This window comes from Collinsella sp. TF06-26 (assembly GCF_002232035.1).
In the GTDB taxonomy this organism is placed as follows: Bacteria; Actinomycetota; Coriobacteriia; order Coriobacteriales; family Coriobacteriaceae; genus Collinsella.
Map to the genome: position 1 here is coordinate 17,236 of NZ_NKXR01000013.1, position 17,403 is coordinate 34,638.

Annotated in this window: 13 protein-coding genes; all 13 read right to left on the reverse strand. The window is 60.4% G+C overall.

All coding sequences use genetic code 11. The features are described from left to right. Positions 1 to 10 precede the first annotated feature (10 nt). The 13 genes from CHY22_RS07825 to CHY22_RS07885 all read right to left on the reverse strand — a co-directional run bounded on the left by CHY22_RS07825 (position 11) and on the right by CHY22_RS07885 (position 17,328). Positions 11 to 328, reverse strand: a complete 318-nt coding sequence (locus CHY22_RS07825) for a stage V sporulation protein S (RefSeq protein WP_006235982.1) — start codon at positions 326 to 328, stop codon at positions 11 to 13. 74 nt (positions 329 to 402) lie between these two features. After that, positions 403 to 1,488 (reverse strand): ATP-binding protein, encoded by a 1,086-nt coding sequence (locus CHY22_RS07830; protein WP_089573374.1) that lies wholly within the window; start codon positions 1,486 to 1,488, stop codon positions 403 to 405. 1 nt (position 1,489) lies between these two features. Further along, positions 1,490 to 3,040 carry a ribonuclease Y gene (gene rny / locus CHY22_RS07835; RefSeq protein ID WP_089573375.1) on the reverse strand — a complete coding sequence of 517 codons (1,551 nt, stop codon included), beginning with the start codon at positions 3,038 to 3,040 and terminating at the stop codon, positions 1,490 to 1,492. Between the two features lie 257 nt (positions 3,041 to 3,297). Then, complete coding sequence (locus CHY22_RS07840; protein ID WP_089573376.1) at positions 3,298 to 3,990, reverse strand: regulatory protein RecX; 693 nt, start codon at positions 3,988 to 3,990, stop codon at positions 3,298 to 3,300. Between the two features lie 11 nt (positions 3,991 to 4,001). Then, on the reverse strand, positions 4,002 to 5,150 hold the full coding sequence (recA, locus tag CHY22_RS07845; protein WP_022094695.1) for a recombinase RecA: 1,149 nt from the start codon (positions 5,148 to 5,150) through the stop codon (positions 4,002 to 4,004). 257 nt (positions 5,151 to 5,407) lie between these two features. Next, positions 5,408 to 5,938, reverse strand: a complete 531-nt coding sequence (locus CHY22_RS07850; RefSeq protein ID WP_089573377.1) for a CinA family protein — start codon at positions 5,936 to 5,938, stop codon at positions 5,408 to 5,410. A 12-nt stretch (positions 5,939 to 5,950) separates the two neighbouring features. After that, positions 5,951 to 6,589, reverse strand: coding sequence for a CDP-diacylglycerol--glycerol-3-phosphate 3-phosphatidyltransferase (pgsA, locus tag CHY22_RS07855; RefSeq protein ID WP_089573378.1), 639 nt, complete (start codon positions 6,587 to 6,589; stop codon positions 5,951 to 5,953). Between the two features lie 9 nt (positions 6,590 to 6,598). Continuing rightward, positions 6,599 to 7,948: a 30S ribosomal protein S12 methylthiotransferase RimO gene (gene rimO, locus CHY22_RS07860; protein WP_089573379.1), complete on the reverse strand. Its 1,350-nt coding sequence runs from the start codon at positions 7,946 to 7,948 to the stop codon at positions 6,599 to 6,601. 27 nt (positions 7,949 to 7,975) lie between these two features. Next, positions 7,976 to 8,473, reverse strand: a complete 498-nt coding sequence (locus tag CHY22_RS07865; protein WP_022094699.1) for a YajQ family cyclic di-GMP-binding protein — start codon at positions 8,471 to 8,473, stop codon at positions 7,976 to 7,978. A gap of 26 nt (positions 8,474 to 8,499) precedes the next feature. Then, positions 8,500 to 9,993, reverse strand: coding sequence for a helix-turn-helix transcriptional regulator (locus CHY22_RS07870; protein ID WP_089573380.1), 1,494 nt, complete (start codon positions 9,991 to 9,993; stop codon positions 8,500 to 8,502). Then, positions 9,993 to 12,770 (reverse strand): DNA translocase FtsK, encoded by a 2,778-nt coding sequence (locus tag CHY22_RS07875; protein ID WP_233502848.1) that lies wholly within the window; start codon positions 12,768 to 12,770, stop codon positions 9,993 to 9,995. The genes CHY22_RS07870 and CHY22_RS07875 overlap by 1 nt, the downstream gene beginning before the upstream one ends. 1 nt (position 12,771) lies before the next feature. Next, entirely contained in the window at positions 12,772 to 14,442 is a 1,671-nt protein-coding gene (locus CHY22_RS07880) for a ribonuclease J (RefSeq protein WP_089573381.1), read from the reverse strand. A 639-nt stretch (positions 14,443 to 15,081) separates the two neighbouring features. Continuing rightward, complete coding sequence (locus tag CHY22_RS07885) at positions 15,082 to 17,328, reverse strand: polyribonucleotide nucleotidyltransferase (protein ID WP_089573382.1); 2,247 nt, start codon at positions 17,326 to 17,328, stop codon at positions 15,082 to 15,084. Between the last annotated feature and the right edge of the window lie 75 nt (positions 17,329 to 17,403).

Sequence of the window (17,403 nt, forward strand, 5' to 3'; positions counted from 1 at the left end):
CAAGCAGAAGCTATGCCACAGGCTTAACATCATCCATGACGACGTTATCCATAGCAGCTCGATTGATCTGGTGAACGTAGATAGAAAGGCGGATGGCCGTGCGCGACTCCCCGTTAATGAGGATGTCGGAGAACACGGGCGCGCAGGAAATATCAAAACCGGTTGGAATCAAAAAACCGCGCGCGATAGCAACGGCCTTAATGGCCTGGTTGACGGCACCGGCGCCGACACACTGGATGTTGACGGGTACACCATCCTTGACCATGCCGGCGATGGCGCCGGCAACGGACGCTGGCGATGATTTGCTTGATACCTTCAGGCAATCCATGAAGAAACTCCTGCATTTAAAAGTACGTTTTAACTGCAATAACTGTATCGTACCGAGTGGACTCGGTAAAGGCACTATTCCTCTTTGGCAAGATCAAAGGTCACGGTGATTCGATCACGCGAAACACGGATCTTTGGGTCGCCGCAAAGGTTGAGATAGTACCGGGCGGCAAGGTCATTAAAGTCGCGCTCCACAGCACGCGAAAACTGTGCCATGTCATCCTTGGCAATACGTAGCCCGCGACGATCCTTCGCGAGATCGACAGGAGCCGGCGCATGCGAGGACGAATCACGCTCGCGCAGCAGACGCGCGGTCACACCGCGAACGGGCTTAATCTGCCCTGCCAAAATGCGATGGGCCGTGCGCTCGGACATCTCAAGACCCAAACCCGAACAAATACGGATAAAGTCCTCGGCATCAGAAGCAAGGCCTAAACGATCGACAACCGGAAGCTCGCTCTCGTCATCAATGAACAGGAGACGAGACGTATCGAGCCGACTTGACGCTTGAGCATAAAGGGTCGCGGCAATCTCAGACGGAGAACCGAGATAGACATCGCAACCACGCAACTCCTCGAGCGCAAACTCACAAGCAGCGCGAATAATATTATGTGGACCGCGAGCGCAGACATAACGTCCGTCCTCATCCTTGACGGCCTGGGGCCAGCTGGACTGATCGGCACGCTCACTGAGGCGGTCGGCCGCAACGCTTACCTTGAAGGCTGAACCAAGATCGACGCCGGACGTGACCATACGGGCCTCGTCGGTGTTCTGCTTAATCGAAAACAATGCCATGCCACGACCGTGAACGCCCCAACGGTCCATCTTCATGCTCTCGAGCTTGGAGGTAACGCGGGCATCAAAGATTCGCTCTTGCATATCCTGCGGAACGCCAGAACCGTTATCCAGAAAGACAAGCGTGCGGACGCCATCTTCCTTGGTCGTGGCGAGATAGACCTTGTCGGCGCCGGCATCGCGAGCATTACGGAGCATTTCGATGACGATGTCCTCGACATGCTGGATGTCGTGCTTAGCCTGGCGCCGCTCGGCCTCCGAAACGCGGAGGCGGACATACCCCTCGCCAAGGTTCTCCTCGACACGAAGGTTGCCCTCCCCCGACATCGACGCGATAAATGAGATGAGCTCGTTCGCGTCGCTCATGTTATTTAGCGATATCGACAGCGCGGCTCTCGCGAATCACGACGACGCGCACCTGACCGGGATACTCCATCTCTTCCTCGATCTGATGGGCGATATCGTGAGCCAGAACCGTGGACTGGGCATCGGAAATCTTGTCCGGCTGGACCATGACGTGGACCTCGCGACCGGCCTGCATGGCATAGGTACGTTCGACGCCGTCATGGGAGTTGGCGATCTCCTCGAGCTTCTCAAGACGCTTGATGTAGTTCTCGGCAGACTCGCGACGGGCACCGGGGCGAGAGGCAGAGACAGCATCAGCGGCCTGCACCAGGACATCGAGTACCGTGTTGGGGTCGACATCGGCATGGTGAGCCTCAATAGCGTGGACGATAACGGGCTTCTCGCCATAACGGCGGGCAAGCTCGGCGCCGATGACGGCATGCGGGCCCTCGACGTCGTGGTCGATTGCCTTGCCCAGGTCATGAAGCAGGCCGGCGCGCTTGGCGGTCACAACGTCCAGGCCAAGCTCGGAAGCCATCACGCCGCACAGATCAGAGACCTCGAGGGAATGCTGAAGCACGTTCTGACCAAACGAGGTACGGTAGCGCAGGGCACCAAGGGTCTTGACGATCTCGGGGTGCAGATCGTGGATGCCGGTATCGAAGGCAGCCTGCTCGCCAGCCTCGCGCACGCGCTGCTGAACCAGGTCGGCGGCCTTGTGATACATCTCCTCGATACGGGCAGGGTGAATGCGGCCGTCGGCGATGAGGTTCTCGAGGGCGACACGGGCGGTCTCACGACGGACCGGGTCGAAGCTCGAAAGAACGACTGTCTCGGGCGTGTCATCGATCACGAGGTTGACGCCGGAAACCTGCTCGAAGGTCCGGATGTTGCGACCCTCGCGACCGATGATACGGCCCTTGAGGTCATCAGAGGGAATGTGCACGGAGGTAACGGTGACCTCGGCAGTGTGGTCGGCAGCGCAGCGCTGAATCGCCAGAGACAGAATCTCCTGGGCGGTCTTGTGGCACTCGGCGCGAACCTGCTGCTCGGACTCGCGAATGATCGTGGCGGCCTCGTGGGTGACCTCGCCGCGAACCTTATCGAGGAGCTCCTTGTGGGCGTCCTCGCGGGTAAGGTCGGCGATACGCTCGAGCTCGGAAGTCTGCTTTGCACAGAGCTCCTCGAGCTCACGGGAGCGCTTCTCGACCTGACCGGCCTGGCTGGACAGCTGATGCTCGCGCTTGTCGAGAGCGTCGTTGCGGCGATCAAGGGATTCCTCGCGCTGCATCACGCGGTTCTCGAGCGTACGAATCTCGTTCTTACGCTGCTTGTCCTCGGCCTCGGCGGCCTGCTTGTTCTTGATGATCTCCTCTTTAGCCTCGAGCAGAGCCTCTTTTTTGAGGGTCTCGGCCTGACGCTTAGCATCACCGATCAGGGACTCAGCCTGTGCGTGTGCCGACTGGATTTTTTCGTCGGCCTCGTGAAGACTACCCTGCTTGGCGGTGCGCATGTAGGCAATGGCGGCGATGGCACCCAAAACGATGCCAACGAGCGCTGCGATGATAGGCATGCTCACTCCTTTTTATGGATTCGTTACACAACAAAGCGAACCGTCCTTACGAACGGCTCGCGACATTTGAGTAATATGGGCGCAGCTTATGCGGGTCGGATACAGATAAACATATAAACAAACTCATCACAGATGAGCACATATCACAAAGCAAATGACGCTGTTTATCGTACGTTGAACCACAACAACTGTCAAATAAATGCCCCCAACACGGCGGCTAAAACACGGTGAGCGGCAGGGCCACAAAACGCATACGCCTAAACCGCACATTCCTCGCGTTCGGCATCGAGACGTGCCTTAACGGCATCGGCGGCGATATGATACGAGAAGCCCTTGCCCATCAAAAACCGAACCAGTTTTTCGAATCCGCGCGTCTCTGGAACACGCCGCTTGGCGAGCAGGGCTGACGCACGCGCCAAATCGTCTTCGACGGCAAAATAATCCTCGGGATAACCGGGAATGTCATCGAGCACGACATGACGGCGCTTGAGCTCGGTCTCGATTTTGCGCTGTCCCCAACCGCGCCGCTTGCGCTCCTCGATAAAGTACGAGCAAAAGCGGTTCTCGTCTAAAAAGCGATACTCGGTGGCGCGCTCGACGGCGAAATCGATCGCGGTCTGGTGAAAGCCGTAGCGAGCCAGCTTGTCACGGACCTCGCCCGTCGCATGGTCGCGGCGCGATAACATCTCGGTCACCATGGTAAGTGCACATTTACGCTCGACGAGCTGCACCGCCTCACGAAAGTTGTCCCAATCACAGGGAAGATCGGGGCGGTTTTTGACATACAGGCGCGCGACCCGCACGGGAATCCAAATGGACCGCTCAAAACCGCCCTCAAGCTCACAATCGATATGTGCGCAAGGCTTTTTGGACGCATACCCGCTCGAGAACGAGGAGGCCGCCTTCTTATCGGGAAAGACGACCGTGGCCTCGGTCACCGTATACGACATGAGCGTAGCCGCTACTCGTCGTCATCATCGAGCATGGCGGAACCATCGATGGCGTAAAGCTCGTCAAACTCCTCAGGCGCAGGCTGATCGGTCAGCTCGACCTCGGATGGAGCATCGTCGTCAAACTCAAGCCCGCAGGCAAGGCGGACCTTATGCTCAATCTCGTCGGCGCAATCAGGGTGTTCGCGCAGGAACGCCTTGGCGGCCTCGCGACCGTTGCCGAGCTTGTCCTCGCCATAGGCAAACCAGGAGCCCATCTTCTTGCAAATGCCGCACTCGACAGCCATGTCCAGAATCGAGCCCTCCTTAGAGATGCCCGTACCGTACATGATGTCGAACTCAGCAGAACGGAACGGAGCTGCCACCTTGTTCTTAACGACCTTGGCGCGCACGCGGTTACCGATAACTTCATCCTTAAGCTTAATGCTGTCGATGCGGCGAATGTCGATACGCACCGAAGAGAAGAACTTAAGGGCGCGGCCGCCCGTCGTGGTCTCGGGGTTGCCGAACATGACGCCGATCTTCTCTCGCAGCTGGTTAATGAAGATGCATGTCGTGTTGGACTTGGACAGCGAGCCGGCGAGCTTGCGGAGCGCCTGACTCATCAGACGAGCTTGCAATCCGACCGTGGTATCGCCGATCTCTCCCTCGATCTCGGCACGCGGGGTCAGCGCGGCGACGGAGTCGACGACGATGGCATCGATGGCGCCGGAACGCACGAGCATGTCAACAATCTCGAGCGCCTGCTCACCCGTATCAGGCTGGGAAATCAGTACCTCGTCGATATCCACGCCAATGCGCGCGGCATACGTGGGATCGAGCGCGTGCTCGGCATCGATAAATGCCACCACGCCACCCATTGCCTGGGCTTCGGCCAGGATCTCGAGCGAAAGCGTCGTCTTACCGGAGGACTCAGGACCGTAAATCTCGACGATACGGCCGCGCGGCACACCGCCGATACCCAGAGCGGCATCGAGTGCCAGAGCGCCCGTGGGGATGGCCTCAACCTCAAGCTCGGGGCCGCCGTCACCATACCTCATGATGGAGCCTTGACCGAACTTCTTCTCGATCTCGGCCTTGGTGGTGGCGATCATCTCATCGCGCTCTTTACCCGTCGTGCGAGCATGAACGGTACGTACGGGACCTGAATTCTTGGCCATGAATAGCCCTCCTCTTAACAACCTGCATCGATAATAAACGAACGGCTGTTCGTGGTCAACCGTTCAGGCCAATCATATGCAGGCAGTCTTTCCAAAACCCAACCAAACGCCGACCAAACACTGACCAAATGCTTGACCACAAAGGGGCAAATAAGAACAAGAAAGGCAAAAATACACCTATGACCAGCGCAAACGCTAAATTCGTCAGGGGTCCCTATCTCCACAATTAAGGGGCCCGAAGGCCCCTTAAAACACGTCTATTCCATAGAGTTAAGCACAAGGACAATGCGTCCCAATGCCTCCGCGACCGCATGGGCACGAACACACGAACGGTCGCCCTCATAGTGGCAGCGCACAGAGTCCACGACCGGCACTTCCCCATCAGCCGCGCGATACGCCCAGCCAATATAGAAAGTGCCAGCCGGATCGTCCTCAGTGCCGCCGCCGGGGCCGGCATAACCCGTTGCGCTCACGGCAATATCGCTCTGGTACAGCTCCAGCGAACCCGCCGCCATCTCGCGCGCGGTCTGATGTGACACCGCGGTATAGCGGTCGAGCGTCTCCTGCTCAACACCCAGAACACGATGCTTGATCTCATCGCAGTAGGTCACCGCACCGCCACGCAGCACCGCCGAGGCACCCGGGATATCGGCAATCGACGAGGCGATCATACCAGCCGTCAGCGACTCAGCCGTCGAAACCGTCACGCCCCGAGCGCTCGCGCGCTCGACAATATCGCGCGCCAGCTCCTCGTTATGTGCGGAAATCTGCTCAAAAGAGTCCGTCATACCCACCAGGACCTAGACCGAAAAGACGATCTTGCGGCAGTTCCAGAAGTACTGGGCGCCCGAGATAACGGTCAGGACAACGGCAACGGCGTACAGGAAGCGCGACACCGAGTAGATGCCGAGCGTCAGCGCCAGCGGGCCAAGGTGCAAGCCGGCCATCGCAAAGACGCACAGGTAACCGCAGATGGAGACCATCGTGGTCGCCGTCTTGTACTTGCCAAGCTTATCGGCGGCAACGACCACGCCGGCGGCACTCGCAACCATGCGCAGGGCGCTTACCAACAGCTCGCGGAACAAGATGATGAACACGGACCAAACCGACACAGCGCCAAAGTCCAAGAACAGCAGCAAGGCCGAGAACACGAGTAGCTTGTCGGCGATGGGGTCCAAGAATTTACCGAAGTCGGTAATCTCGTTGCGCGAGCGCGCCAGATAGCCGTCAACTTTATCGGTGCACGACAGGATGACATACAGGATGAAGGCTGCGGCGGCGAGCGGGCCGTCGAAGGTGCTCCAATCCGTACCGGCAACGCTCATGTGAGACAGCGCCGACACGATCATGAACACCGGGATAAAGACGATGCGCACACACGTCACGATATTGGCGGGCGTCCAGACACTCGTCAGTTCCTTATTGCTCTCGTTAGCCACAACGCGCTCCTACTCCACAACATGACCGATAAGCTCATAGCAGAAGCTATCGGTAAACTCGACCGTCAGAATATCGCCCACAGATGCCTCGCTGGCATCCAGATGCACCGCGCCATCGGAATCAGGCGCCTGGAACCAGGCATGTCCGATCAGTTCGGCGCCGTCCTCGGTCTCTTCGATACCGTCGACGATCACCTGGGCGCGCTCGCCCACATGGGCGGCAGTTGCAGCAAAACCGAGCGACTCGGCCAGGTCTATGGCCTCCTGGGCGCGCTCGAGCTTGACCTCTTCGTCGACCTGGCCCTCCATCTTGGCGGCCAGGCTGCCCTCCTCCTGCGAGTAGGCAAAGACGCTCGTGTAGTCAAAGCCGACGGTGTCCATAAAGTCGATAAGGTCGCGGAACTCGTCGTCGGTCTCGGTCGGGAAGCCGACCATGGCCGTGGAACGGATCACGATGCCGGGGATGCGCTCACGCAGATCGCGGAACAGGTCCTCGAGCTCCTGGCGCGAACCAGAACGGCGCATAGCCTTGAGGATGCGCGCGTCGCAGTGCTGCACGGGGATATCGATATAGGGCAGCACCTCGGGCGTATCGCGAATCGTATCGATAAGCTCGTCGGTCATGCCCTCGGGCTGCAGGTAGAGCACGCGGACCCAGACGTTGTGCGGGCGCACGGCCTCGGCGACGGCACGCAGCAGCTGCGCCAGATTGCGCGGCGAGCCCTCGGTGACATCCTCGTCAGCAAAGTCGGTGCCCCAAATACCCGTGTCCTGGCCGATCAGCACGATCTCGCGCACACCGCCGGCAACCAGGTCGCGCACCTCGGAGATAATGCTCTCGGCATTGCGCGAATGGTAGCGACCGCGAATATAGGGAATCATGCAGAAGCTGCAGAAGCGGTTGCAGCCATCGGAAATCTTGACGTAGGCGACAGCGCCCTCGACGGTGCGCTTGACCTGCGGAATATAGGCGGCAATCTCGCGCTCGACGCCCAGCACGCCATCGATGACCGCCACGATGCCATCCTCCTCGTCGGCCTTCACAAAGGCAGCGACCTCGGGCAGCTCGTCGGGCAGGTCGTCGCCATAGCGCGACGGCACACAGCCGCACATGACGATGGGGCAAGAACGAACGCCGTCCTGAACCTCGTTGGCGAGCTCGAGCGTGGTCTCGATGCTCTCGGACGTTGCGGAGGCGAGGAACGAGCATGTATTGACGATGGCGATATCGGCATCCTGTGGGTCGAATGCCTCCTCGTAGCCCGCGGCGGTCAAAAGAGAACGCATGCGGTCGGTGTCAACCTCGTTCTTAGCGCACCCGAGGGTGATGTAGAGCACGGAGCCCAACGGTGTATCCATGTTGGAGAGCAGTCCTTTCGAATGATATTAGCGGTAGTTGGTGAACTGCAGCGGCTGGCCGTAGTCCTGGTCGCGCAGGAACTGGATCACGGTCTGCAACGCGTCCTTCGAAGCGGAGGAAACACGAAGCTTGTCGGCCTCGATGGTCACCTTGACCTTGAGCTTTTGATCCTTGATGTCCTTGTTGATCTTCTTGGCGGTCGCCTGGTCGATGCCCTCGACGATATGGCCGAGCACGCGCACGGTGCCGCCCGATGCCGCCTGCGGAGCATCCCACGAGACAGCCTTGAGGTCAATGCCGCGCTTGATGAGCTTGGAGCTCAGCACGTCGATAATCTGCTTGGAGACAAAGTCGGCCGGGGCGTTGATCGTAAAGAGCTTGTCGCCCTTCGAAAGCTCGATCGTGGCGCCGGAATCCTTCAGGTCATAGCGCTGGGAAATCTCGCGCGTGGTTTGCTGGAAGGCGTTGTCGACCTCTTGCATGTTGACCTCGGACACGACGTCGAAGCTGGAATCTTTAGCCATGATGTTTCCTTTCGCGTACGAGCGGCTTAATAGCTATCGTACGAATAGTCGGTAGAATCGGTGGGCGTCTGGCCGTCAGTTGCGGTATCGGCGCCATCCGTGGACTGGGCATCGGTGCCGTCGGTGGTGTCGGCACCATCAGAACTTTCACCATTCTCGGAATCAGTCGTCTCCTTCTTGGGAACGGTGATCGTCACACGCGCCACGCCCGAGGTCTTGGTATCGTAACGGACCTTTTCGCCGTTCTTGGTAACGGTGACATCGGAAGGCTTGGACGTGGTGATCTCGATCGAGGACTCGGGCGTGTACTCCTGCTCAAAGGGGCCAGTCGCCTGGGCGCCATAGACCGACTTTCCGTCGACCTTGACCTCAATCCACGCGGTCTTTCCCTTGGCAACGGAGACCTTAACCTTTGTGACCTCGTTCTCTTCCTTCTTGGCCGTCGTCTTGGCGGCGTCCGAATCAGTCGACTCGTCAGTCGGCTCATCGGTGTCTTCGTCCTCGTCGACCGTTTCGGTCTTCTTAGAAGACTTCTTGGTCGTCGTCTTGGTAACAGCGGGCGTCTCGGGCGTGGTCTCGGGCGTCGAAGATGCGCAGCCGCGCAGAAGTACCACGATGAGCACGATCAGCAGCAACGCCACGGCACCGATGCCGGCGTAGACGATACGCGGATCGAGACCGTTGTTTTGAGGAGTACGGGAACCGCCGCGTCCACGACTGGAACTGCTGCGGCCGCCTCCCTGAGGCATACGACCACGATTGCTGTCGGAACGGCCGCGATAGCCACCCTGGCCCTGAAGGCTGCACTGACCCGAGCGGGGCGCAAGTTCACCGCGGCCTTGATAGCCACGCTGGCCCGCACGCGGAGCCGAAGAGCGCTGGCCATACGGCTGTGGTTGAGAGCGAAGACGCGGCGTCACCTGCGTGGTATCGGCGTCCGCATAGCCACTGCGAGAGCGTCCGGTGGAGATACCACGGTGACCGCGATCAGAATAGCCGCCGTCGCCGTAGCCGGCACGAGGGTCACGCGCCACGCCGCGGGCAGCGGGAAGCGCACGGTCCTCGGGCATCGGCGTACTGCGGAACCGGTCACGCTGCGAGCGAATCTCCTCGCCCGAACCCGTCTCGGTAATATAACCGGCCTGCTGAGGACGCTGTCCATAGCGGGTCGAACGACCGCCCTGAACCATCAGGAAGCGCCCGTTATCGACAGAGGAACGCGAATTGACATAGCCGGCGGCGTCCTGAAAACGACCGCCCCGCTGCGACGTCTCGCGCTCGTATGCCATCAGCTCGTCAAAGTAGGCATTGACGACCTCGCGTGGATTGAGGCCCAAAAAGCGAGCATAGCTCGAAATCATGCCCTGCGCATAGCCGCGCGGCGGCATCGAAGCAAAGTTACCGGTCTCGAAAAACTCGATGATCTGCGGCCTGATTTTGATGGTGTTGGCGACCTGCTGAATGGAAAGGCCCATTCGGCGACGCTGCTCGAGCAGCATGTCACCAAAGCGTGCAGCCATCAGAATCCTCCAAACTCACGATCTTCACGTGCCATCTCGGCGTCGACAGATTCCAGCGCGGCAAGCCCCTCCTCGTCCAACAGGACCTCGCGCGGCTTGGAACCGTCGGGCGGGCCGACGACACCCTTTTCTTCCAGCATGTCCATAATACGCCCGGCACGCGCATAGCCAACCTTCAGACGACGTTGCAGGCCAGATGTGGAGCCAAGCTGCGATTCCACCACAATATGGGCGGCTTCCCAAATGAGCGGATCATCGTCTTGCGGCTCGGCTACTCCGGTGCGGACAATGCCGCCGCCACCCGCCATGGACATGGAAGCGGGCGCCACGGCAGACAGGATCTCCTCGTGGTAGTCTGGCTCACTCTGCGACTTGACGAACTCGACAATCTCGTTGATCTCATCATCCGAGACAAAGCAGCCCTGGATACGGCGGGGCTTGCCCCAGTCGACCTTGGAGAACAACATGTCGCCCAAACCGGTGAGCTTCTCGGCACCCATCTGGTCGATGATGACGCGCGAGTCGATGCCCGTGGCGACGTTAAAGGCGATGCGGTTGGTGATGTTGGCCTTGATGAGGCCCGTCACCACGTTGGAGCTGGGGCGCTGCGTGGCAACGATAAGGTGAATACCGGCGGCACGGCCCAGCTGTGCAATACGCACGATCGAGGCCTCGACATCCTTACCGGCGACCATCATCAGGTCAGAGAGCTCGTCGATGATGATGACCAGGTAGGGCATCTTTTGCGGCGGGTTGTCGTAATGCTCAAACTCGCCGGCGGCCTGCTTTTCATTGTAGGTCGAGATCTTACGCACGTTGAGACGCTCGAAGACCTTCAGGCGACGCTCCATCTCGGACACGGCCCATTGCAGAGCGCTCGCGGCTTGCTTGGGCTCGGTCACCACGGGCACATAGAGATGCGGCAGGCCGTTATAGCCCGCAAGCTCGACGCGCTTGGGGTCAACCATGATCAGGCGAACGTCCTCGGGAAGGGCGCGCATGAGCAAGGTCGTGATGATGGAATTGATCATCACCGACTTACCAGAACCGGTCGTACCGGCAATCAACAGGTGAGGCATCTTGGCGAGGTCGGCGACAACCGGCGTGCCCTCAGCGTCGCGGCCGATGGCGAGCTCGAGCGGACCGCCCTTCACATAGGGCAACACGTCGCCCAGATTGACGTTCTGGCGCTTGCGGTTGGGAATCTCGATGCCCACGAGCGAGGTGCCGGGGATCGGGGCAAAGATACGCACCGACTGGGCAGCGAGCGAAAGCGCGATATCGTCCTCGAGGCTCGAGATTTTGCTCACACGCTCGCCCTCACCGGGCTGCAGTTTAAAGGTCGTCACCGTGGGGCCGGCGATCCAGCCGACCACGCGGGCACTGCGGCCAAACTCAAGCAAGGTGGATTGCAGTGACTCAGCGGTCTGCTCCAGCTCCTTGTCCGAAGACGCGGCGGAAGCCGACTGCGGGTTGGCATGCAGGATTTCGAGCGGCGGAAGCTTGAGGCCGTCCTCTTCTTCGCCCTCGTTATCTGCGGCGCCGTCGTCCACTCCCCCATCACGAGCCGCAGCCGATTCGATAGCACTCGTGGCAGGCGCATCGGCAACCTTGGGATGCTTCAGGAAGTCGGGAATCTGAGGTGCGGCCGAGACGGGATTCACGGCAAACGGCGGCTCGGACTCGTCGATCTTATCGGGGTCGTCTTCCATCGAAAGCTGGCCGGTTACCTGGCCGCGCTTTGCATGGCGACGCGGCAGCAAAGTTGTCTTTGCTGTCTCAATCGGAGCCTCATCGTCCTCGTCATCGCCCTCGGTGAGCTCAATCTCGCTATCGGACCAAGACGGGTCGGGTTCACTCGTATTGAGCTTAGGCGCAACCTTGCCCTTCTTGGCATGGCGGCGCGGCAACAGCGTGGTCTTGGCTCGCTCGGCTTCAACCGACTCGGATACGTCGACAAACGGGTCATCGTCCTCGTCATCATCCAAAACCGGGTCGACATCGCCACCCATGACCGTGGTCACCGCGGCGTCAGTCCCCTTCTGGCGCAGAATGCTCAGGTGCGGACGGGCGACGCCGGGAACCGACAGGGCCTCTTCATCGCCCCACGGGCTCGCATTGACATCGGCACGTCGACGCTCGGCAAAATCGGCAGCGCGATCGCGGGCAGAGCGCAGCACGCCGCCCACCGAAAATCCAATGATAACCAGGCCCACAACGACAAGCCCCAGCAGGACTACCATGGCGATGGGTTTACCCAGGGCGTTTTGCAAGGCACTGGCGATAAAGGCGCCAATGTAGCCGCCCGAGGTGGAAAGGTTTTGCGGCGTGAACATGAGGTCGCACGAATCGCTCGTGCCCGGCACCATCAGCGACAGGATGGAGACAATGGCCACAAAGACCACGGCACCGCCAGCGACCGAACGGACGTTGAGCGGCGAGTCCTCGCCCAAAAAGAGCGTGGCGGCAAACAGCAGGATGACAATCGGCAGCACGTAGGCGCCCAGACCAAAGCCCAGGTGGTAGAAACCGGCAACAGCGGCCGTCACGGGCGCCGTTGCCGGGGAAATCACGGCAATGAAGGACGCAATCGCCAAAACGGCGATGACCACGCCGGCGATATCGCGATTGGCCGAGGGCTCGACCAGAGGCTCGAACTCATCGAACTCGGCCTCGTGGCCCTTATTGGCACGCAGATGGGAACCGGCACCCTTAGCAGATGCCGGCTGGTTGTTGGCTTTATTGCCCTTGGCGTTTTGTGCAGATCCGCGCGCCAAACTAAACCTCCATGACGACCGGAATGATCATCGGACGGGTGCGCGTACGGCTCCATATAAAGTTGGAGAGCGAATCGCGCACGGCCTTGCGAATGGCATCGGAGCCGCTGCTGGTAAAGCTGAACTTGCCCTTCTCGATCGTCTTCATGATGGATGCGGAGGCATCCTCGGAGAACTGGTCGTCGATGGCAAACGAGACACCGCGGCCCGAGAACTCGATGGCCTCGATCTTCTTGTGCTTGAGCGAGACGATGGCAACGGCCGTGACCATACCGTCGTTGGCGAGCTTCTGGCGATCGCGTAGGACGATGGGGTCGGTATCGCCGATGCGCAGGCCGTCGACATAGACGACGCCGGACTCGACGGGCGTACCGCGTTTGACGATACCGCCGCGCATCTCGAGCGTGTCGCCGTTATCGAGGATAAAGATATGATCGTCCTTGAGACCCATCTTACGGGCCAGCTGGGCATGGGCGCGTAGATGCACGGCCTCACCGTGAACCGGCATAAAGTACGTGGGCTTGGCCATGGCCATCAGGAGCTTGAGCTCCTCCTGGCTACCGTGACCGGAGACGTGGACGAGAGCGCGGTTCTTATCCCACACGTCGCAGCCGAGCTTGGCCAGGCTGTTGACGACCTGCTGGACGGCTTTCTCATTGCCGGGAACAGGAGTTGCCGAGAGGATAACGGTATCGCCCTCGTGAATGGAGAGCGTCTTGTGCTCGCCATTGGCCATGCGGGACAGGGCCGACAGCGGCTCGCCCTGCGAACCAGTGCACATGACGACGATCTTGTCGTCAGGCAGGTTATCAATATCGAAGGCATCGATGATATCGGCATCATCGATGTTGAGATAACCGAGCTCGCGCGCCACGCGGGTGTTCGTGAGCATGGAGCGACCGGTCACAACGACCTTACGGCCGCACTTGCGGGCGGCATCGCAGATCTGCTGCAAACGATGGATGTGGCTCGAGAACGATGCGACGAACACGCGACCCGGGGCGTTCTTGATGGCGTGCAGCAGGTTGGGACCAACCTCGGCCTCGGACTTGGTAAAGCCGGGAACCGTGGCATTGGTGGAGTCGGAAAGCAGCAGGTCGATGCCCTGCTTGGCAAAGCGGCTGATAGCGGCATAGTCGGGCGTGACGCCGTCGATGGGCGTCTGGTCGAGCTTAAAGTCGCCGGTGTGCATAACGGTGCCCTGGTTGGTGCGAATGAACACGCCCAGAGCGCCGGGGATGGAGTGCGTCATCGAGAAGAAGTCGAGCGAGATGCCGCCGAGGTTGACATGGCTGCCGCCCTTGACCTCACGGAACTTGGGTGCGCGGATGCGGAACTCGGAGAGCTTGCCCTCGATAAAGCCGAGCGTCAGCTTGCTCGAGAAGATGGGCACCTTATTGTTGAGGTCCTGCAGCAGATACGGAAGCGAACCGGTGTGGTCCTCGTGGCCGTGGGTGACGATGATGCCGCGGAGCTTCTCCTCGTTCTCAAGAACATAGGTGTAGTCGGGAAGCACCAGGTCGATACCGGGCTGGGAGTCATCCGGGAACATGAGGCCAGCGTCGACGAGCACCATGTCGTCGCCGCACTCGAAGACCGTCATGTTCTTGCCGATGCCGTCAAGGCCGCCAAGCGGGATGATCTTCAAGGGAGATGATTTTTTAGCTGCCATAGGTAAGTGTGGTTTCCTTTCTTCGAAACGGGTCTGGAACAACCGACGGGGCGCTTCTGGCAAACCGACCGCCGGGAACGTACAAATATGCATCGCAGAGTCGATGCAATAACCACAGTATGATACCCATTTGCACAACAACAGACCACCCATGCATCAAAGCCCCATCTGAACTGGTCTATCCCGCCGGTTTCCCGTGGGGCGGGCGCTGATGAAGTTTCCTGCTCTACAGTCCTGCTCACGACGGAGGCCACATTAAGTGGCCTCCTGTTCGTGCGGAACTCGCGATAAACTTCATCAGCGCCCGCCCCACGGGAAACCTGCCAAAAAGGGACAGGTTTGTTTTGGTCGGTTTTATCTGGGAAGATGCTGCTGCGGCTATCTACAGATCTGAAATCTGACTACTGAATAGACTGTCTAGCTAAATAGCGAGCGGCACTAACCAGCCCTTTTGCTTGCGACCGGGAGGGGCGCATATGAAGTTTATCGCGAGTTCCGCACGCAAAGGAAAGCACTTAATGTGCTTTCCGTCTTGCGCAGGACTGTAGAGCAGGAAACTTCATATGCGGCCCTCCCGGGCGCAAACAAAAGGGCGACCCCTTAGGAGTCGCCCTTGCATGAGCTGCTTATGTACGGCTGTTACTCGGCGTCGTGGTGACGGCGGGGCTTGCGGCCTCCGTTGTCGCCGGGACGGCGCGGACGGTCGCTGCGCTCGGAGCGCTCGCGACGCGGACGCTCACGGCGCTGGAAGTGCTCGCCGTCGCCCTCGGAGGAACCCTCGGCGCGAGCCGGAGCCTCAGGCTTGTCAAGACGATCGAGCGAGATCTTGCCGCGATCATCGACCTCGATGACGACGACCTTGACCTCGTCGCCCACGTTGAGGACATCCTCGACCTTCTCCACGCGGCCCTTGGCAACGCGGGAGATGTGCAGCAGGCCGTCCTTACCGGGCAGCAGGTTGACAAAGGCGCCGAAGGGCTGGATGGAGACAACGCGACCGGTGTACTCCTCACCCGGCTCGGGAACCTTGATGATGAGCTTGATGCGCTCGACGGCCTGGTCGACGGACTCGCCGGTGCCGCCGACAAAGACGGTGCCATCCTCCTGGATGTCGACCGAAGCGCCGGTCTCGTCCTGGATACCACGGATGACCTTGCCGCCGGAACCGATAACGTCGCGGATCTTGTCGGTCGGGACCTGGATGGAAACGATGCGCGGAGCGGTGCTGCGCGTGGTATGACGCGGCTCGGGGATCACATCGAGCATCTTCTGCAGGATGAAGGCGCGACCCTCCTTGGCCTGCTGCAGAGCGCGGGCCAGAATGTCGAAGGTAAGGCCAGTGGCCTTATTGTCCATCTGCAGAGCGGTAATGCCCTCGGTGGTGCCGGTGACCTTAAAGTCCATGTCGCCCAGGAAGTCCTCGAGACCCTGGATATCGGACAGGACCACGGTCTTGCCCTCCTCCTGGATCAGGCCCATGGCGATACCGGAGACCGGGCGTTTAATGGGCACGCCGCCGTCCATAAGGGCGAGCGTAGAGCCGCAGGTCGAAGCCATCGAAGAGGAGCCGTTGGACTCCATGACCTCGGAGACGACGCGGATCGCGTAGGGGAACTCGTTCTCGTCGGGGAGCACCGGAAGCAGGGCGCGCTCGGCCAGGTTGCCATGGCCGATCTCGCGGCGCTTGGGGCTGCCCATACGGCCGGTCTCGCCGGTGCAGAACGGCGGGAAGTTGTAGTGGTGCATGTAGCGCTTGCCCTCGGTGGGCTCGATGGTATCCAGACGCTGGCCCTCGTTGAGCATGCCGAGCGACAGGACGGAGAGCACCTGCGTCTGGCCGCGCTGGAACAGGCCGGAGCCGTGAACGAGCGGCAGGTAGTTGTCCTTCACCATGATGGGACGGATCTCATCGGCGGCACGACCGTCAACGCGCTCACCGGTCTCGACGACCATGGTGCGCATAGCCTTCTTCTCGAGCTTCTTGAGCGCCACGGGGATCTCGCGCTCCCAAGCGGCCTGCTCCTCCTCGGTGAACTCGGCACGGATGGACTCCTTCAGAGCCTCGACCTTGCCGATACGGGAGAGCTTGTCGGCGTCGCGAAGGGCGGCTGCCATCTCGTCGTAGTGGGCGAAGATGCGCTCCTGGACCTCCTCGACGGGCTGGTCGAGCGGGTACTCCTTCTTGACGATGGCGCCGTTGACCTGCTCCCACTCGGCGACAAACTCGTCCTGAGCCTGGCAGAAGGCAGCAAGGGCCTCCTGGCCAAACTTCATGGCGGCGAGCATGTCGTCCTCGGAGATCTCCTCGGCGCCGGCCTCGACCATCGAGATGAAGTCGGCGGAGCCACCCAGCTCCAGGTCCAGATCGGAGTTCTCGCGCTCCTCATAGGTGGGGTTGACGATAAACTCGCCGGTCTCCACGTTGCGGCCGATGCGCACGCAGGCAAGCGGGCCCTCGAAGGGCACGCCGCCGAGCGTCATGGCCAGGGAGGCACCCATGACGTTGATGACGTCGAAGGGGTTGACCTGGTCGGCGACGAGCGAGGTGGCGACAATGTGCACCTCGTTGCGGAAGCCGTCCGGGAAGCTCGGGCGAATCGGACGGTCAATCATGCGCGCGGTGAGCGTGGCCTTCTCGCTGGGACGGCCCTCACGCTTGAGGTAACCACCCGGGATGCGGCCGGCTGCGTACATCTTCTCGTTGAAGTCGACGGTCAGCGGGAAGAAGTCGTAGTTCTTGCGCTCCTTGGAGACAACCACGGTGTCGAGCATCGTGGTGTCGCCCTGCTTGACCAGGCAGGCGCCGGTGGCCTGCTTGGCAAGCTCGCCGGACTCAAAGGTGTAGGTCTTGCCGTACAGCTCAAAGGTCTTGGATACGAGTGTCATTGTTCTCCTTTACCCCACAGGCCCCTTGCCTGTGGGCTTCTCATGTGACGCGGGCCCCCTGCCCCCGCCACGCTT

Excerpts from the sequence above, each read along its gene's own strand:
- CHY22_RS07870 (WP_089573380.1), bottom strand. The coding sequence starts at position 9,993 with ATGGCTGCACGCTTTGGTGACATGCTGCTCGAGCAGCGTCGCCGAATG.
- rny (WP_089573375.1), bottom strand. The coding sequence starts at position 3,040 with ATGCCTATCATCGCAGCGCTCGTTGGCATCGTTTTGGGTGCCATCGCC.
- CHY22_RS07850 (WP_089573377.1), bottom strand. The coding sequence starts at position 5,938 with ATGACGGACTCTTTTGAGCAGATTTCCGCACATAACGAGGAGCTGGCG.
- CHY22_RS07880 (WP_089573381.1), bottom strand. The coding sequence starts at position 14,442 with ATGGCAGCTAAAAAATCATCTCCCTTGAAGATCATCCCGCTTGGCGGC.
- rimO (WP_089573379.1), bottom strand. The coding sequence starts at position 7,948 with ATGGATACACCGTTGGGCTCCGTGCTCTACATCACCCTCGGGTGCGCT.
- CHY22_RS07825 (WP_006235982.1), bottom strand. The coding sequence starts at position 328 with ATGGATTGCCTGAAGGTATCAAGCAAATCATCGCCAGCGTCCGTTGCC.
- CHY22_RS07885 (WP_089573382.1), bottom strand. The coding sequence starts at position 17,328 with ATGACACTCGTATCCAAGACCTTTGAGCTGTACGGCAAGACCTACACC.
- CHY22_RS07865 (WP_022094699.1), bottom strand. The coding sequence starts at position 8,473 with ATGGCTAAAGATTCCAGCTTCGACGTCGTGTCCGAGGTCAACATGCAA.
- CHY22_RS07840 (WP_089573376.1), bottom strand. The coding sequence starts at position 3,990 with ATGTCGTATACGGTGACCGAGGCCACGGTCGTCTTTCCCGATAAGAAG.
- CHY22_RS07830 (WP_089573374.1), bottom strand. The coding sequence starts at position 1,488 with ATGAGCGACGCGAACGAGCTCATCTCATTTATCGCGTCGATGTCGGGG.
- recA (WP_022094695.1), bottom strand. The coding sequence starts at position 5,150 with ATGGCCAAGAATTCAGGTCCCGTACGTACCGTTCATGCTCGCACGACG.